The organism is Actinomadura bangladeshensis (assembly GCF_004348335.1).
Classification (GTDB): Bacteria; Actinomycetota; Actinomycetes; order Streptosporangiales; family Streptosporangiaceae; genus Spirillospora; species Spirillospora bangladeshensis.
On the sequence record NZ_SMJW01000090.1, the window covers coordinates 13,302 to 29,994 of the forward strand.

Annotated in this window: 11 protein-coding genes and 1 pseudogene; 5 read left to right on the forward strand and 7 right to left on the reverse strand. The window is 70.7% G+C overall.

The genetic code is table 11. The annotated features are described in order from the left end of the window. Window positions 1–30 precede the first annotated feature (30 nt). Window positions 31–1,086 carry a LacI family DNA-binding transcriptional regulator gene (locus E1284_RS18990; RefSeq protein WP_131940714.1) on the forward strand — a complete coding sequence of 352 codons (1,056 nt, stop codon included), beginning with the start codon at window positions 31–33 and terminating at the stop codon, window positions 1,084–1,086. A 107-nt stretch (window positions 1,087–1,193) separates the two neighbouring features. Here the strand turns inward: E1284_RS18990 and E1284_RS43685 are convergent, their stop codons facing one another. Next, on the reverse strand, window positions 1,194–1,316 hold the full coding sequence (locus tag E1284_RS43685) for a hypothetical protein (protein WP_279433052.1): 123 nt from the start codon (window positions 1,314–1,316) through the stop codon (window positions 1,194–1,196). 197 nt (window positions 1,317–1,513) lie between these two features. Between E1284_RS43685 and E1284_RS18995 the strand changes: the two genes are divergently transcribed. Continuing rightward, window positions 1,514–2,041: an NADAR family protein gene (locus E1284_RS18995; protein ID WP_131940716.1), complete on the forward strand. Its 528-nt coding sequence runs from the start codon at window positions 1,514–1,516 to the stop codon at window positions 2,039–2,041. Here E1284_RS18995 and E1284_RS19000 read toward each other — a convergent pair. Genes E1284_RS19000 through E1284_RS19015 form a run of 4 tightly spaced genes read right to left on the reverse strand, consistent with a single transcriptional unit; the run spans window position 2,030 to window position 11,227 of the window. After that, window positions 2,030–4,840, reverse strand: a complete 2,811-nt coding sequence (locus E1284_RS19000) for a pPIWI_RE module domain-containing protein (protein ID WP_131940718.1) — start codon at window positions 4,838–4,840, stop codon at window positions 2,030–2,032. The two genes, E1284_RS18995 and E1284_RS19000, sit on opposite strands and share 12 nt — an antisense overlap. A gap of 12 nt (window positions 4,841–4,852) precedes the next feature. Then, complete coding sequence (locus tag E1284_RS19005) at window positions 4,853–8,443, reverse strand: pPIWI_RE_Z domain-containing protein (protein WP_131940720.1); 3,591 nt, start codon at window positions 8,441–8,443, stop codon at window positions 4,853–4,855. Further along, the gene (locus E1284_RS19010; RefSeq protein ID WP_131940722.1) at window positions 8,436–9,593 is read right to left on the reverse strand and encodes a pPIWI_RE_Y domain-containing protein; all 1,158 of its coding nucleotides are present in this window, start codon (window positions 9,591–9,593) and stop codon (window positions 8,436–8,438) included. Before E1284_RS19010 ends, E1284_RS19005 begins: the two co-directional genes overlap by 8 nt. 2 nt (window positions 9,594–9,595) lie before the next feature. Then, the gene (locus E1284_RS19015) at window positions 9,596–11,227 is read right to left on the reverse strand and encodes a PD-(D/E)XK nuclease family protein (RefSeq protein WP_165965331.1); all 1,632 of its coding nucleotides are present in this window, start codon (window positions 11,225–11,227) and stop codon (window positions 9,596–9,598) included. Between the two features lie 115 nt (window positions 11,228–11,342). Between E1284_RS19015 and E1284_RS19020 the strand changes: the two genes are divergently transcribed. Then, complete coding sequence (locus E1284_RS19020; RefSeq protein ID WP_165965332.1) at window positions 11,343–12,824, forward strand: serine/threonine-protein kinase; 1,482 nt, start codon at window positions 11,343–11,345, stop codon at window positions 12,822–12,824. Here E1284_RS19020 and E1284_RS19025 read toward each other — a convergent pair. Next, complete coding sequence (locus tag E1284_RS19025; protein WP_131940728.1) at window positions 12,821–14,797, reverse strand: N-6 DNA methylase; 1,977 nt, start codon at window positions 14,795–14,797, stop codon at window positions 12,821–12,823. The two genes, E1284_RS19020 and E1284_RS19025, sit on opposite strands and share 4 nt — an antisense overlap. A 321-nt stretch (window positions 14,798–15,118) precedes the next feature. On the opposite strand from E1284_RS19025, the gene E1284_RS19030 reads away from it, so the two are divergent. Beyond that, complete coding sequence (locus tag E1284_RS19030) at window positions 15,119–15,961, forward strand: ABC-three component system protein (RefSeq protein ID WP_131940730.1); 843 nt, start codon at window positions 15,119–15,121, stop codon at window positions 15,959–15,961. Then, on the forward strand, window positions 15,958–16,224 hold the full coding sequence (locus E1284_RS19035) for an ABC-three component system middle component 6 (protein WP_131940732.1): 267 nt from the start codon (window positions 15,958–15,960) through the stop codon (window positions 16,222–16,224). Before E1284_RS19030 ends, E1284_RS19035 begins: the two co-directional genes overlap by 4 nt. A gap of 284 nt (window positions 16,225–16,508) precedes the next feature. On the opposite strand, the pseudogene E1284_RS41590 reads toward E1284_RS19035, so the two are convergent. Further along, window positions 16,509–16,693 (reverse strand): annotated as a pseudogene (locus E1284_RS41590) (hypothetical protein); the annotation flags it as partial.

The following is a 16,693-nucleotide window of genomic DNA, read 5'->3' on the forward strand; positions in this document are numbered from 1 at the left end:
CGCGCTGGCCCGCGTCGACCGAGGAGCGCGATGACCGAAGCCGCCGAGGAGCAGCGCGCGGACCGGGCCTACGTGACGCTGCAGGACGTCGCCCGCGACGCCGGCGTCTCGCTCGCCACCGCCTCCCGCGTCCTGAACGGGACCTCGCAGGTCCGCGCCGACCTGCGGGAGCGCGTGCTCGCGTCGGCGGGGCGGCTCAGCTACACCCCGAACGCGCACGCGCAGGCGCTCGCCAGCTCGTCCAGCAAGTCGGTCGGCGTCGTCTGCCACGACGTCAGCGACCCCTACTTCGCCGGCGTCGCCCGCGGCGTGATGCGCACCGCCGCCGACCACGGGATGCTCGTCATGCTCGCCAGCACGTTCCGCGACCCGGCCCGCGAGATCGAGTACGTGGCGATGCTGCGCGCCCAGCGGGCCCGCGCGATCCTGCTGATCGGCTCCGGTTTCGAGGACCGCGAGTGGGAGCGGGCGATGGCCGCCGAACTCGACCCCTACCAGCGCACCGGCGGCCGCGTCGCCGTCCTCAGCCGGCACCGCAGCCTCAAGGTGGACGCCGTCCTGCCGCAGAACCGGGAGGGCGCCGCCGCGCTCGCCCGCGCGCTGCTCGACCTCGGCCACCGCGACTTCGCCGTGCTGACCGGCCCGCACGCGCTGACCACCGTGTCCGACCGGCTCGGCGGCTTCACCGACGCGCTCGCCGACGCGGGCGTGCGCGTCCCGTCCGAGCACATCGTGGAGGCGGCCTTCACCCGCGACGGCGGCTACGCGGCGGCGGCCGAACTGCTCACCCGCCGCACCCGCCCGACCTGCGTGTTCGCCGTCACCGACGTCATGGCGATCGGCGCCCTCGCCGCCTTCCGCGACCACGGCGTCGCCGTGCCGGACGACATCTCGCTCGCGGGCTTCGACGACATCCCGATCGTCCGCGACCTGACCCCGCCGCTCACCACCGTCGCGCTGCCGCTGGACGTGATGGGCGAGCGCGTCATGGGCCTCGCCATGCGCGAGCCCGCCGCCCGCCGCAGCCGCATCGAGCGCGTCGCCGGCGAGATCGTCCTGCGCGCCAGCACGGCCCCGCCCCGCTGACCCGCGGCGCGCCCGCCGTCCCGCCGTCCAGGACGCCGCCGGGCGCGCCGCCCCCTAACGCGAAGAACCCGCCCGGATCAGCCGGACGGGTCTCGATCCATGTGCCGTCAGCGTGCGGCGAGATCGACATCGGCCTCCGCCTCCGCGGGACGCTCGGACTCGGCGTCCGAGGGCCGCTCCGGCCAGGAGTCGATCTTGGTGCGACGGGGGTTCGCCAGGGCGTTGTCCATTGGTACTGCTGTCCTCCCAGTTCGAGCCGGGGCAATGACACGATGTTCGCGGCCACCGGCCCGCTTTCGCAAAATGGTCTAGACCGCGTCCCTCCCCCGCGGGACGCGACGCAATGGTGAACACCGCTAATGGATCATTCATTCCCGTCCGGGAAACCCGGTGGCCCGGCCGCGCCCCGTCCGGCACCCTTCTCCCCATGGACGCAGCCGAACTGACCCGCCTCCAGAACGAGGGCGCCCGCCTGAAGTTCCTGTTCTTCTGGGGCCACCAGACCCCCGGACCCGGCTACCTCAGCCAGTGGTGGCCGTCCCCCTTCACCCTCGAAGGAACGACCTACGCGACCGCCGAGCACTTCATGATGGCGGAGAAAGCCCGCCTGTTCGGCGACGAGGAAACGGCGTCCGCAATCATCGCCGCCACTCATCCCCGCCGCGCGAAAGACCTCGGCCGCCGCGTCCGGGACTTCGACGAGCAAAGGTGGCGCGACAACCGTGTGGCGATAGTCACAAGAGGCAGCGAGGCGAAGTTCGGCCAGAACAAAGACCTCCGCGACTACCTCCTCGGCACCGGCGACCGCATCCTCGTAGAGGCGAGCCCCCTGGACCGCATCTGGGGCATCGGCCTGACCGCCGACGACCCCCGAGCCGAGCAGGTCTCGTCCTGGCGCGGCGAGAACCTCCTCGGCTTCGCCCTCATGACCGCCCGCGAGTCCCTAGCTTCCTGACCCTTCTGGCGGGAGTGGCAGGACGTACTGCTGGGCCAGCCCGGCCAGATGTAGCGGCAGAGGCAGGCTGAGAGCTTCCGGATAATCCGCGGGCTGGCGCAGATGGTGCACAACGAGTGCCAGAGCCTCCGGCACATCGCCGTCAGCTTCGTGGCATCCGAGCACCGCGAGTTCCACCAGGCTCGGATTCCAGGCCGGCTTGTCGGTGTCCACCGTCAGTTCGCCGGCCCGTGGGCCTTGGGTGAGCCGCCGGCCACCGAGTTTGTCGGCCACGACCGCAGAGCTCTGGAACTGTACGGGCTTGGGGGTGGTGCTCCAGAAGACGCGGCCGCCCTGCTGAGGCACCCATAGGTGGGACGGAATGCCGTTGGGGCCGTCCTCACGGTTGACGCCCCACCATTGCGGCGTCTCTCGGCCCTGCCCGGTTCGCACGCGGACGAGCCGCAGATCTGGGTCGAGCCGGCGGGCCGGCGCATGCCCGGTGCGTATACGGTCGGCCTCGACTGTCCCGTCCTGCAGCCAGGGCCAGAATGAACGCGCGTTCTGCGCGTCCGCGAGCAGCATGGTCGGGGCGCCCCGCAGCGAGCGCTGTACCTTCTGGAGCCACTCCCCGGTCGCTCTCCGCTGTTCCTCCTTGTTCCGCCGTCGGCTCGGCCGACGCCCGGCGGGGCCGTCTTCCTCCTCGCCCCCCGACACCACAGAGGAGACGTCGACGTGCTGGGTGAGCCGCAGAAGCATCGCCGGATACGAAATCCAATCACCGGCGCCGCTGTCCGCTGCGGCGTCCCATCCCTGTACGCGAGCGGTGCCCTCTTCAGGACCCGGCGTCATCAGCACCGCGATGGGGATGTGCCCCGCCCAACGGGTGCGGCTTCTCCGGTTCTTGCGCACCATCCAGATCGCCGCGAACCGCATCCCGGCGGGCACTCCGGTGCCGGGCCCCGACCGGGTGTGGACACGGGCGCCGAGTTGACGCAGGCCGTCGTCCCAGGCCATCAGCGCTCGATGCTCGGCGTTGCCGAGCGAGTTGTAGCCCTTGACCTTCTTGGGCACCGCAAGAAACTGGGTCAGCACGCCGGCTTCGGCGAACCCCAGCCGCAGGGCGAACTTGGGATCGTGGTCCGCGGTTCTGAAGTCGGCGGCCCGGTCCAGCTCGACCAGCGCGATCGACGGGATGGGGCCCGGACGGTCCGCGGCCAGGAACGCGGTTGCCTCGTCCCGCCGAGCCGTGATCGCCGCCGTCACCGCCGCCTTGGTGGACCGCGCGCCGCCCGGAATCGGCAGGTCGGCCCCCAAGCCGCCGGTCAGCTTCATACAGCGCAGCCGCACCGTCAGTTCGACCGTCCGCCATTCCAGGACGGCCGGAGCGCCGGGCACGGCGTCCCGGAACTCCGCACCGTCGGGCCGGTTGCCGTCCACCAGCCCGAGGTGGTCGCTCAGCGCGTCGATCGCCGCGTCACGCATCTCCGGCGTCTGCCAGAGCAGGCGTGCTTCAAGGAGTGGTGATCCGTCGGCTCCTGGAGCGTTCAGGCAAGTCATGGCGTAGGCGGTGGCCTTGCGTACACGCTGCGCTCTCGAAGCCCGCTTGGGAACGGATGGTGCGGAAGACCCCAGACTGGTGCGGACGCGCTCCGGCACGGGACGCAGCTCGGCCGGTATCGCAGCCTCCGCCCACGTCACGATCTTCGAACGCTGGTCCGACATGAGGCCCGTCCCGACACCGTGCCCGCCCATGGCCGTGCTGTGGACGACGGCGGCCCGCATGTCATCGATGAGCCACTTCTCGGGGGAGGTGAGAACTTCTTCGGCGTCCGGGAACGGCTCCGCCAGTGAGATCCTGCGCAGGATTCCGGTGGGGCCGCCGTCCGCCCACCCGGTGGTCCACGCTCCCGCCTTCCGATCCCACCGGCGTTCCAAGCGCGCGACGGCGAACCGGTCGGAGACGGGCGCACCGCGCAGCCACGGTACGCGAGGACGCAGCAGCACGGTCGTCTTCCGGCTGGGGGGCAGATGCAGCCGTTCCGTCGTGGCGGAGACCTTGGTGGCCCAGCGCCGGATCCCGGCGTGCAGGTGAATCCGGGGAAGCCGCTCGAACGGGACCGTGTGCAGTGTGATGTTGAGGCGGATGGAGTACCACCATGTCCGCCCCCGCGCTTCGAACGGCAGCGGCTCGGACACCAGCTCGGCGCCTTGGTCCCTCGGGCCCCGCGGTACGGCATGGAAGCGCAGCCGTCCGCCGTCGAAGTCGTAAGGCTCCAAGGCGAGTACTCGCCGCGCGATCCAGTCGGTGGTCAGCGGGTATTGGTGGTCGAGTGGTGCGGCCGTTCCGCCTTCGGTCACCGGGCAGCGCAGAAGCTCCAGTTCGACGGGGCGCCACGACGGCGGCGCCTCGTCCAGAAGGCTCCGCGCTCTGCTCAGGAGTTCCCGGTACTCGAGGGAACCGGCCATGTCGGGGCGCAGGTCGCTGAGCCAGGCGTCACGTAGCGCGCGGAACGCGGGCTCGGGAAGGGCCGCGGTGCCTTCGGGGACGAGGATCCAGTGCCCGGCGCCGCCCTGCCCGGAGAACGGGCGTCCCAGGACGAGGTGGTCGGGTGCGAGGGTTTGCAGCACCTGGTCCATCCGGTGAGTGGGGACGGTGCGGTACGGCTCCAAGTCCTCGGAACGGCCGGTGTTGCACAGGTCGAGCATCACGTCCCGCCACTGCTCGGGAAACGGCAGTGCTCGATAGTGCGCCGTGAGGGACGCGTCAGGGGAGGCGGGCAGCCATGCGGCGGCCCGCACGCGGTCGTACACAGGCATGATGAGGCTCCGTCAGGTCCGGTGGGTGATGTTGCACAGGGCGTCGTACAGCGGCTCGTAGAGCAGGCGCGCCAGGGTCGGGTCGGCAGGGTCGGCGAACCACGCGGGGTCTGCTGCCGGGTCGAAGTAGGGGGTGAGGATGTCGCGCAGCCCCGCGAGCAGGCCGTCACGCGCGGGTGCGGGACCGGATCGCCTGCCGGGCGCGAGCGCGGCGGCGGTCTTCGGTGCGAACTTCGCGTCGACGAAGACGACGCGGGCCGGGACACCGCCGCGGACGAGCCGCCCGATGACCTGCCACGTGGTCACGAGCTGGTCCCATGTGAAGCAGCGCTTCTCCCAATCGGAGAGCCGCGAGTAGACGTACCGGCGTGACAGCAGCCGCCGCCACTCCTGCCGGGCCTCGTACCGGAAGTCGAGCCCGGCCCGGTTCAGCCCAGCCGCCTTGCCGACGAGTTCGGTGAAGGTCGCGGGGCCGGCGCGGTCGTCCGCCCTGGCCTGGTCGCGGACGAACCGCGCCGTCCAGTCATTGATGGCGAACACCGCGAGGGACAGGTCGTCGGGACGCGGGTGCGGCCGAGCGAGGAACAGCGCGGTGCCGAAGGCGGCGTTGTGCTGCGCGTTGAGGATGTTGTGTCCCCGCTCGACGGCCATCAGCGGTGCGACGAGCACCTCCGCGCTCGGATCCTCGGCGAAGGTCGCCAGGTCGCCGCGGCGGAGCACGCCGACGGGCCCGTCCTGGTCGTGCTGCGCCACGGCGAGGGGCACGGCCGCGTCGAGGTCCGCGTCGTCGGCCGCGAGGACGCGGACGCGGCCATGCCACCGCTCCATGGCGTGCAGTTCGGCAGCGACCGTGCCGGCCTCCTTGTAGCTGCCGACGAGCAGGATGGCCCGGCGGCGGGTGTCGTCCTCAACGAGCATGAGCTCCTGTGCGAGCGGGCTGGAGGTTCCTGCCCGACCGGGACCGCCGAGCCGGGCGGCGAGAGCCCGCGCCGCGGCGGGACGGGCCTTCGGCGGCGTCCCGGACAGGCTCATCGCGTGGCCTTCGCCGTCGTAAAGGAAGCGGGTCGAGAACGTGGTGCGGCGGACGGCCGCTAGAGCACGGTCCGAGGGCTTCAGGACAACGTTGACCGGTGCGGTCACGTGCGCGCGTGTTGACGCGCCCGCCCAGCTCGTGCCGGACATCAGGACCACATGGGGCCCGGGTCGCCCGGTGCCGGCGCCGAGCCGGGGGAGCGCGAGCAGGAGTTCGCGGCCGACGCCCGCGCAGCGGAAGAACCGCAGGGTCCCGCTGTGCCGCCCGTCCTCGTCCCGTTCCCGCTCGTCCGGCAGGTACTGGAAGCCGAGGACGTTGCCCATCGGCGACTCGGGAATGATCGGTGCGTAGTCGAGCGGGGGCCTGCGGGCGAGCTCGTTGCCCGTGGTGTCGAGCCGCAGGGCCGCCTCGACCTGCGGCCACAGGAAGGTGAGCCGGTCGAGGCGGTGGTTGAGCGCGGACAGCAGGAGCATGAACTCCAGCCGCCGTGACGTCGTCTCCACCCAGTCCCCGTCGCCGACCGGCGCGGGCGTGTCGTCCAGCAATCGTTCCAGGAACGTCCTGGTGCGGGCGCGGGTCTCCCTCATCGAGTCGCTGTGCAGGAGGTCGCGGGTCAGGTCGATCATGTCGTCGGTCGCGGACCCGTAGGGGCCGCGCCGTCCGAGCGGGTCGTCGCGGAACGCGTCGAACAACTCGGTCAGCTCGCGTCGCCGGGCATCGGCGACGGCCGTGACCGGCTCGGGTTCGACCATGTCGTTCTCGTACGCCTCGAAGAGTTCGTGTTCGTCGGGGACGCCATCGGTCTCCTCCGCCGTCGTCCGCTCCTGGAACCAGTCGGCCAGCAACTTCTCCTGGAGCGTCCACGGGCTGAAGTAGTCCATGTCGGCCCAGCGCCGCAGTTCCTCATCGGCGATCAGCGTCCGGTACAGGACGTCGGTCGCGGTGCTCACCACGCCCAGCGCCGAGTTCCAGCGGTTGATCTCGACGTCGGTGAGCGGAAGCCTCGCCCGCCGCGACAGCTCCTCGATCTTGTGGGTGTGCAATTGGTCGAGCCACGAGTCCGGTCCCGGCTGGACGAGCGTCGCGGACGGGGCGAAGATCTGGTCCAGTCGCATCTGCACTGCGTCCGCCTCGTCCACGAACACGATGTCGCTCTGGAGGCAGGCGAGTTCGAGCTGGCGCAGCCGCTCGTCGTTGAGATGCCGCGGCACTGCGCTCTGCACGAGGCTCGCCGGGTTGGCGATCCACACAAGCGCTTCGACCTGCTCCCGCGCGCTCTGATGGCGGGGGCAGGCGCCCCACAGGGGGCATCCATGGGCCTTGCCGAAATCCTCGGCGGGAACACGGGGCCGTTCTGGCTCGGGCGCGCGTGCGCGGAACCGCTCCGGCAGGACGCCTTGCGCCTCCTCTTCGGCACCCGGGACCTCCGGGCGGAGCGAATTACAGGGTGCGTCGGCGTAGCGCAGCGGCCGGCCCGCTTCCGTGCCGCGGAGGGCGTCCACCACGCAAACGGTGCTCAGCTGGTCGAACCGCTCGTCGTGATGTTCGAGCAGGGAACCCTGCCCCTGCGAGGCGAGCCGCCGGTGCAGCCGCTGGATGTGGTTCTCCCGGGTGCTCGCACCGAGCACCGGGACGGCAGGCACACCGATCCCGCCCAGCAGCGCGTTGAGCCGCAGCTGCTCGGCCACGTCGCCGACGACGAGGGTGGTGCGCAGCGGCCTGGCCAGTCGCGCCGCCCAGACCGCCACCAGGATCATCAGCGTGCTCTTGCCCGCCCCCACCATGCCGGCCATGTGGACGAGACCGTCCAGCCGAAACTGCTCCCGCTCGGTGAACGTCTCCCCGCCGTCGTCGCGCAGCGCGATGCGCACTTCCGAAAGCCGGCTCTCCCAGTGGCCCGGCTTCTCGACCTCCTCCTCGCGTTCACGGGCGTCCATCCACCGCGCGGTTTCGAGCAGGTCGCCTCGGGTGACGGTGAGCGGTGCGCCGTTCCCGCGCCGACCCGCCGAAAGGTCGTGTCCGGCCGGGCGCGGCCGGGCGAGTTCGGCGGGCAGCGTGACCGAGGCCATCCGCCGCCGCTCGACGAAGCTGCTGCGTCCGGCGGGGGCGAGCTTGAACTTCTCGGCGGCGAACGGGGGAGGAGCGCTGAGCGCGGCGTCATAGACGGTGAACCTGTCGTTGGCGACGGTCAGACTCAGCCTGTCGGGCCGTTCTTTGGGGGGCACCTCGTAGGCCCGCAGCCTCTCGGGGAAACGCCGGTAGGTCTCCAGCGCCTGCACCCACGTGCGGTGCCGCCGCAGGGTCCACAGCAGGTGCCTGCCGGAGGCGAGGGCCGTTTCGTCCTGCTCCGTCACCGCGAAACCCATGGCGCGAGCGAAGGGATAGCCGCCGAGCAGTGTGTACGCTCCTTCGCCCGCCTCACCGGGAGCCACCTTCTCCAGCAGCCGCAGCGCGAGCTCGACCTGGCAGAACAGGGACGGCCTGGTTTCCTGCAGCTCCAGCGGTAGCCCGCTCCAATGGCGTCCCAACTCCGCGGTGACGCCCCGGTACCAGGTGGTCCGATCACGCATGCCGGTCTCCTTCCGTCCTTCGGCGCCGGCGCAGTAGCTCGGCGGCGAGCCGTACGAGGTCGTCGTCGGTGAGCAGCCGGACGGCCCGGGCCTCGGGCGGCCGGTTGCGCTCGAACGTGGCGACATAGCCCGGACGGTCGGCGACGCGATGCCGCGGCACCACCCAGTACGCCTCGTCGTAGGGCGGGGTCGGCCGCACGGGACGGGCGGCCATCCCGAGCAGCCGGGGACTGGCCCAGTCCTTCACGTCCACCGCCCACACCGTCCCGGACGGGAACGTGACGTGCAGGTCGTAGCTGTCGAACCCCGGCCACATCCGTATGACCAGGCCGAGTTCGACGAGCGCGCGCGCCAGGTCCATCTCGGCCCGGCCGGGGCCGGTGACGAACTGGCGCAGTGGCCGCCGCAGCTGGAGGACTTCGCCGACCTCTTCCGGGAACAGCCGCCGGCCGACCGGCGGTGGCCCCTGGCGGCGGCACCAGTCCCGCTCGCACCACCACGTCCCTTCACGGGTCGGTGTGAGCAGCGTCCGGCACCGGCCGCAGGTCGCGTAGGCGCCGTCGTGCAGGTGGCTTGCCGGCACCGGCTGGTAGATCCAGCCGATGAGGTCGCGCACCGGCTCCATCAGCAGGTCGGCGGCCACCTCGAACGCCTCGGCGGACGTGAGCACCGGCCGGTCGACCAGCAGATCCCGGAACGCGCTGTAGCTCTGCTCTTCGCCGTACTCCTGACACATCCGCAGCGCGGCGCGGATCACCTCCCCTTCCAGGTGCTCCCCGGCCGCATCGGGGCCGAGCTTCGCCCACTCGTGGCACAGCTCCGTCGGCCGCGCCGAATCGCCGTCGAGGAGCCGGTCGTCCGGCCCGACCGTGTCGTCGGCAAGGTCGAGCGGCCAGTCCGACAGAGGCCGGTTCGCGCACCAGTCGAGCAACTGCGCGAGGCTTCGCGGTGGGTCGGCACCGCGCAGCAGGCAGGCGAGCACGGTCCGGTCCAGCGCGCGCTGTGCCTCGGCCGGGTACGGCATCGCGAACGCTTCGAGGTCGGTCTTCTCCTCCAGGTCGATGAGCCCCTTGGCGAGCGTGTGCAGCAGGACGACGCCGCCATGCGCGGCCCAGCCGGAGGGTTCTGGGGTACTCGTGATCGCAGCCATGGTCACCTTCCGTTCGTCTGGGCTCGTCCGGCCTCACACCAGGTGAGCGCCTCGCATCCTGTGCAGTGGCCTCCGGGGGACGGTGCGTAGGTTTCGTCCGCCGTCCACGGATCGGCGAGCCTGGCCACGACGGCCCGCGCCTGAGTGAGCGTCGGCTCGTCGAACGGGTCGATGACCTCGCAGGCCGCCCCGTGCTCGTAGAGGACTTCCAACTCGATGCGCGATCGCCGGGGATCCCCGCCCGGGATGCCGGCCGCCATCAGCACGACCGCGAGGGCGAGCTGCGGATAGCTCTCCAGCAGCGGCCGGCCCTCCCACAGCGGAGTGGCGGACGTCTTGGTCTCCCTCCACACCCAGCCCCCGGTATCGGTGTAGAGGAGGTCGGGATCGGCGATGACGACGGCGTCGGCCACCGGGTCATAGGCGGTGAGCCTCGGCTGAGCCCGGACCTGCTCCCGGTCCGGCAATCCGTCCAGGGGACAGACTCCGCGATGCTGCGCCAGCATCCGCAGCGCCGGACCCGTCTCGCCCTCGGCGAGCCCGGGCAGTGCCGTCGGCAGGGGCAGATCGCGGCAGCCGCGCTCGGTGCGCTGCCCGCCATGGCGTTCGTTGAGGACGGCGTCCACGGCCCTGCCACGCCGGATCGCGGGGTTCTCCGGTTGGTCCGCCTTGAGGTGGAGCACGCGCGTAAGGTGAAACCTGGCCGGACAGTCGTCATGAACCCGGAGATCCGCCGCCGAGACACTCCGTCTTCTGCGCGGCCGGGACGGCGCCGGAACTCCCAGCAGGCCGGGTGCGCGTGTCGGCTGCGGGCAACCGGTCAGGCACTCACAGTTCACGCAGTCGGAACCGGGGTTGAGTTCCGTGCGTCCGATCAGACGCCTCAGCGCCGGTTGCGCCAGCGACTCGTACCGCCGGGAGACCTCGTGTGCATCCCAGTCGGCGAGCACCCGTACCTCGCCGTCCCCGCATCCGACCGCGATCACTCTGACCCTGGCCGGCACGTCGGCATGCCCGCCCGTCTCCTGGTAGGGGCGGCCGAACCTCGCCTTCGCCGAGACGCCGGTCAGAGCCACGGCAGCGGCTGCGGCGATCTCCGCAGGAGGGCGGTCCTCCTTCACCGAGTTCACGGACGGCAGCCACAGTTCCCGCGTCCCGCCGTCCGCAGAGGCGTAGCGGCGCCCCCACGCAGTGCGCTCGTATCGGCGCGCGCCTCGGGCGTCGGGCACGGTGAGCCTGCTGATCGCCACCCACTCCTCCCGGACCGGGAAGGTGGCGGGACGGCCCGCCGCGCGGCGGGACTCCTCCTCGGTCGTGCGTGCTGCCAGGTAGTTCGTCACGGCGGTCTCGGCCCAGGCCCGGTGGGATGGGTGGCAGCTCCGGAACGTCCAGGGCTCCGCCAGCGCCGCGCCGACTTCCTTCTTCCGGTGCTCGATGAGGTCGAGCGCGTCCATCACCGGCTTGAGCGCGAAGTCGACGATCGGCTTACGGCGCACGCGGTTCGGATCGACCACCAGCGGCCGGGCGCGGAGCGACCGGCCGTGCGGGCAACCGCGCGGCTCGTCCCGGAGCAGCGGCAGCCCGACCCGGACGAGCCCGGCATCGCCCTCGGTGCCCGGAGGTAGCTCGCTCACACTCACTCCCGTTGTCTGTGAACTTAGTTCAGTTCTGTGTACACCAATCAGTGTGCCACACTGTCTACCGGCATCAGGATGGAAATCGGCAAGTTCACGTCACGGGGAGAAGGACATGGAGCCGAACGATCTGCTCCAGGGCAGGTTCCGGGTGGAAGAGTTCCTCGGCAGCGGAGGCATGGGCGAGGTCTGGACCGCACGGGAGGTGGAGACCGGCCGCCTTGTCGCGGTCAAGATCCTCCGTTCCGCACGCGCGAACGGGGGGCGGTCGTCCAGGGAGCGCACCAGGCACTTGAGGATGCTGGAAGGCCGATTCGAACGCGAATGTGATCTGCTCCAGCGGTTCAGGTGCGACCGGATTCCGCGCCTGCTGGCGCGCGGCAACGATGGGCTCGACCCCTACCTGGTCATGGAGCACGTGGACGGCGTCCCCATGGACGAGTTCCGCCGACGCCACACGCTGTCTCCCCGGAGCGTCGCCGCGCTCATGACTCAGCTCCTGGAGTCGATCGCCTATGCGCACGCGAACGGCGCCGTCCACCGCGACGTCAAGCCGCACAATGCGATCGTGGCGAAAGACGGCAAGGTCCACCTGATCGACTTCGGGATCGCCTTCCTCACCGACCCGGACGCGACGCGCTACACCGAGGACGGCCACACACCCGGCAGCCCCGGCTACCGCGCCCCCGAACTGATCCGGTCGAGCGACACCGTCACCTTCGCGGCCGACGTCTACGGCGCCGGAGGCGTCATGTTCCTGCTCCTCACCGGGCGCCCACCGTTCCTCAAGCGGACCGACCGCACTATCGACGAGCAGCATCTCTACGACCCGCCGCCGCGCGTCAGCGAGTTCGTGGACCATGTGGACCCCGGCATAGACGAGATCGTGGACCGGATGCTGGCGAAGGAACCGGCATCCCGTCCGACGCCCGAGGAGGTCATCAGGGTCCTGGTGCCGCATCTGCCCCGGCCCGGGGACGCGGCCCCCAACCCCGGGCTCGACCCGGACCCGACGCTGCCCTTCCGCATCCCGGACGCCCTGGAACGTCCCGCCGAGACGGGGCGGGCGCCCCGCCGTGGACGGGGACGGCGGCGTCCGGGGGCGGACCGTCCGAGCCGCCACGAGTATGACGAGCTCGTTGTTCAGGCCGCCGATGAGATCGAGGCGGGCGAACCCGGCCCGGCGACCGCCCGGCTGGACGCGACGCTGGAGGAGGTCCGGCGCGCCTGGGGTCTCGATTACCTGCCCATTGCACGGGCCTGCCTGCGCTGCGGGGATGCGGCGCGGCTCGAAGGCATCATGGCGCGAGCCAGGGCCCGCTACCGGGACGCTGAGCGGCAGGCGGCCGGCGACCCGACCCGGGAGGGGGAGGAGATCCTGCTGGAGGCGCGGATCGGCCTCGCCGAATGCCTGATCGCCGATGAGCTTCTCGATGAGGGCGTCGCAGGCTGGTCGGACACCGCCCGCGCGTTGCTGGCACTCACCCCCGTTCCGGCGACGCTCGTGCGCCGGTTGCGCGAGATCGCGCTCGAACTCCGGGAACGCGGTCATGGTGCCGCGATCCAGGCACTTCTGGACCGGCTCCCCAGCGCCTAGGACTCGCCTGGGTGCAGATGCCCGGCTGCGAGGAGCCCGCCGAGCGTGTCGCCCAGCGCAGTCCCGGTCTCGGCCAGCCGGCGCAGTGACCCCGTGAACGTCGCCAGCTCGCGGAAGAGTTCGCCGTAGTGCCGCTGTTCGTCCAGCGGCAGCCGGGGCACCTCGAGACGCCGGATGTCGATGCGGGACGACGTCGACGCGTGCCCGCCGGCCCGCCGCGCGTTCGCCGGCGTCCGCAGACAGCCCGCCAGGTACCAGGGATCGAGCTGCTCGCGATCGGGACGTACGGCCATGAGCTGCGCGCCCAGGACCACCTGCTCCGGCTCCTGCACCCAGGCGTCGAAGGCGCGCTGGGCGCCGACCACGACGATGTCGCCGGGCTCGGCGACGGTGAGCTCGGCATCCTGGAAGGTGCGGGCGCCGACCCAGTTCCGGGCCCGGTCGCCGGACATGAGGTCGTGCATCGAAAGGAACCGGAACGCGTCCTCGGGACGGTCGCCGCGGCCGAGCAGCTCGTCGGGCACCGGATGCCCCGGCCGGATGGTCACCGCCCCGCCCCGCTCCAGCTCGGCGACCGACACCGATGGCAACCGGGCTCCAGAGGACGGGCCGAGTGCCGACAGCATCCGACTGAGGTCGGCCACCTGCTCCAGACGCGCGCGAAATTCCGCCCACGCCTCCCGGAGTTCGGCGCCGGACGCGGCCGGCCCCGTGCCGGCGACATGCCGCGCGGGCGACAGGTCCACCTCGCCGCCGAGCAGTTCGATCGGGGGAAGCACGCGGGCCGCGTCCACCTGCCCACCTTGGAGCGCGGCCACGGCACGGTCGCGGACGGCGCCCCAGTCGATCACGGCACGCCCGCCGGACGACGTCGTCCGGCAGTCGCCGGTGTCCACCAGCAGCACGCCGTCGTCGGCTCCCACTCCAGGCGGCCGCCGCACCACCCAGAGGTGCAGGCCGACGCCGTAGGGGGCTGCCGCGCCCACCGGTAGCGCGACGACCGCTCGCAACGCCCCCGTGCGCAGCAGATTGGAGCGGATCCGGCGGCCGGCCCGGCGCGTCGCCACGGTGGGCGGCAGGAGCAGCACGCCCGTCCCGTCCGGTGAGAGGGACGCGATGACCTCCTGCACCCACGCCAACTCGGACTCCGAACGCGGCGGAAGCCCGAAGGCCCAGCGCGGGTCGGTGGTCAGTTCCTCCTGACCCCAGTCGCGTTCGTTCGTCGGCGGGCTGCAGAGCACGACGTCCACGTCTGCGTTCGCGTGTGTGCCGCCGCGCAACGAGTCCGTGGCCTTGACCTCGATCCGCCGATTGCCGTTCTCGATGCTGAGCCGGGCGGCAGCCACTGCGGCCATGACCGCGTCTGCGTCCTGTCCGACGAGCCGCGCGCTCTGCCACTGCCGGGCCGCCGCGATTAGCAGTGTCCCCGTTCCGCACGCCGGATCCAGGACGGTGCGAACCTGCCGGGTGGTTGCAGCCGCGATCTCGGCCATCACCGAGGCGAGCGGTTCCGCCGTGGTGGCGATCTGCCGGACGTGAGCGGTCAGCCACCGGTCGAGGAGGAACCAGAAGACCTCGGCGGTTCCCTCCTCCCGCGCCACCGCCCGCGAGTCCTCGAGCAGCGCCTGTTCAACCGGACCGAGCTGCAATTCCGGGGCCACGATGTTCCCGTCGCCGGCGCCGAGCCCGAGCGCTGCGATGACCCGTCCCATGGCGTCCCGGTCGCCGAGTGCGTCGAATCGAGGCCACAGCCGTTCCAGCAGGCCGGCGGGGGCCTTGAACCGGTTGTTCGCGCGTAGCCAGGTCTCGACTTCCGGCAGGGAGAACTGCGGGCTGGTGTCGGTCCCGCCGATGGGAGCGGGAAAGGTGTCATGGCGCCGCCGCCAGTTGCTGACGGCAGCCCGTCCCACCCCGGCGATGCGGGCGATCTCGGCGAGGGTCACCGACACCGCCGGCTCGTCGGTCTCCGGCATCCGTCCTCCACGCGCGGTGGGTCGCGCATCTGTCCCAGTCTGCCGGTCCTTCCGGCGTTGACTGAGTTTACTTGCCGGCCGCCCGGAGAAACCGTCGCCCCCGACCCATGATCGCGACCGAATTATCGGCCCAGAAGGTCATGGATGCAGAAATCGCAGACATTCGATCATGACGCTCCGAATGACACTGCTCATCGTTAGGGTGTCAGGGTGCTGGGATACGGGCTTGAGTTGTGGGAACGTTCGATCTTGCGTCACCTGCTCAGTGCGAAGCTGCCCGAATTGCACGGTAACGCCTTCGAAGAGTTCTTCCATGACGTGATGTCCGTTCGATATAGCGCCTACCTCGACGTGGCCACCCATGGGAAACTCGGAGACCTCGGAGCCGACGGGATGATGGTCCATGAACGGCGGCTCTACGCCTGCAACGGTCCGGAGGTCGACAAGCCGGCGAAGGTGGGCGACAAGGTCAAGAAGGACTTCGCCAAAGCCATGAAGAAGCGCGGCGGCGACTTCGACGTCTACGTCTTCGTCCACAACAACCGCAGGGGCATGCACCCGCAGGTGAGCAAGGCCCTCACCAGCCTGCAGAAGGACAACCCCGGCATCAGGTTCGAGAACTTCGGCCACCGGCGCTTCTACAACGAGTTCTGCCGCTTGGAGCGGCAGCAGATCGAGGACCTTCTCGGCCCCCTCCCCGTACAGAAGGTCGTCACCGGCGTCGCCCTGGAAGACGTGCTGCCGCTCCTGACTCACCTGTCCGAGGAGCGGCGCCCGACGCGCGGTCTGCCCGACATCCCTGTACCGTCCGCCAAGAAGATCAAATACAACACCTTCTCGCCGGACGTCGAGGACCTGCTGAGGCAGGCGCTCAAGTACGTCCCGTGCGTGCACACCTACTACGACAACTGCCGGGCCCCGGGCGAACGCGACGAGGTCGCCGCTGCCTTCAGAGACCACTACCTGATGCTCGCGGAGATACACGAGGCGCCGGACGACATCTTCGACGAGCTCGAGTGCTACATCCTGGGCAACGAGCGCGCGGACTTCCAGATGAGCTTGAACGCCCGAGTCGTGCTGATGTACTTCTTCGAGGAATGCGACATCTTCAAGCTGCCGCCTGTCGGGTGGCAGTCCGTCCCGGCGGCCAGGAGCGAAGGATGATCGTCCCGACCAAGGGGATCGCCCCGCAGCGGGCATTGCTCGCGGTGGGCGCGCAGCTCGTCCTCGCCACGGGACGGCAGCCCGTCACGATCACGCAGGCGTGGCGGCGTCTTCTGACCTGGCGGGAGGAGAACCGGCACAAGGCGCCGATTCCGTTCTGGTGGTTCGCTCTCGCCCTGGATGTGCTGTACGCGCTCGGCCTGGTCGACTTCGACGCGGAGAGCGATCTCCTCATCTTCAAGGCGAGGCCCGATGTTCCATAGGCTCGGGTCCGACGATGAGCGGTTCAAGACCCTGCACTTCCAGCCGGGGCTCAACCTGGTCCTCGCCGAGCGTGAACGCCGGTCCACGGACACCGACAGCCGCAATGGGACCGGGAAGACCAGCATGGTGGAACTGCTCCACTTCCTCCTCGGGGCGACGACGCAGAAGACATCGGTGTGGGCGCACAAGGCGCTGCACCGGCATACCTTCGAGCTGCTCATGGACTGGCCGGGCAGGCACGATCGTGTGAGGATCCGGAGCCTGTCAAACTCGTTGAGACAGTTCAGGCTGCGGGTTGGGCCTGGTTGTTCTCCTGGTTCTTGTCCTTGGGTGGTTCGTTTATCCAGGCCTTGTCGGGCAGTTCGGGCGGGACGGGCCTGGTGTGGAACCGTTCGGGGTTGGCGGTGTAGGCGGCGGCCAGTACCTTGCAGCGGCGGTCTCGGATCTTGGTCGCGGTGCCGTCATGGA

Bases quoted from the DNA above. Each gene is read 5' to 3' on its own strand.
- E1284_RS19030 (WP_131940730.1), top strand. From the start codon at position 15,119: ATGTCCGTTCGATATAGCGCCTACCTCGACGTGGCCACCCATGGGAAA.
- E1284_RS19020 (WP_165965332.1), top strand. From the start codon at position 11,343: ATGGAGCCGAACGATCTGCTCCAGGGCAGGTTCCGGGTGGAAGAGTTC.
- E1284_RS18990 (WP_131940714.1), top strand. From the start codon at position 31: ATGACCGAAGCCGCCGAGGAGCAGCGCGCGGACCGGGCCTACGTGACG.
- E1284_RS19000 (WP_131940718.1), bottom strand. From the start codon at position 4,840: ATGCCTGTGTACGACCGCGTGCGGGCCGCCGCATGGCTGCCCGCCTCC.
- E1284_RS43685 (WP_279433052.1), bottom strand. From the start codon at position 1,316: ATGGACAACGCCCTGGCGAACCCCCGTCGCACCAAGATCGACTCCTGG.
- E1284_RS19005 (WP_131940720.1), bottom strand. From the start codon at position 8,443: ATGCGTGATCGGACCACCTGGTACCGGGGCGTCACCGCGGAGTTGGGA.
- E1284_RS18995 (WP_131940716.1), top strand. From the start codon at position 1,514: ATGGACGCAGCCGAACTGACCCGCCTCCAGAACGAGGGCGCCCGCCTG.
- E1284_RS19010 (WP_131940722.1), bottom strand. From the start codon at position 9,593: ATGGCTGCGATCACGAGTACCCCAGAACCCTCCGGCTGGGCCGCGCAT.
- E1284_RS19035 (WP_131940732.1), top strand. From the start codon at position 15,958: ATGATCGTCCCGACCAAGGGGATCGCCCCGCAGCGGGCATTGCTCGCG.
- E1284_RS19025 (WP_131940728.1), bottom strand. From the start codon at position 14,797: ATGCCGGAGACCGACGAGCCGGCGGTGTCGGTGACCCTCGCCGAGATC.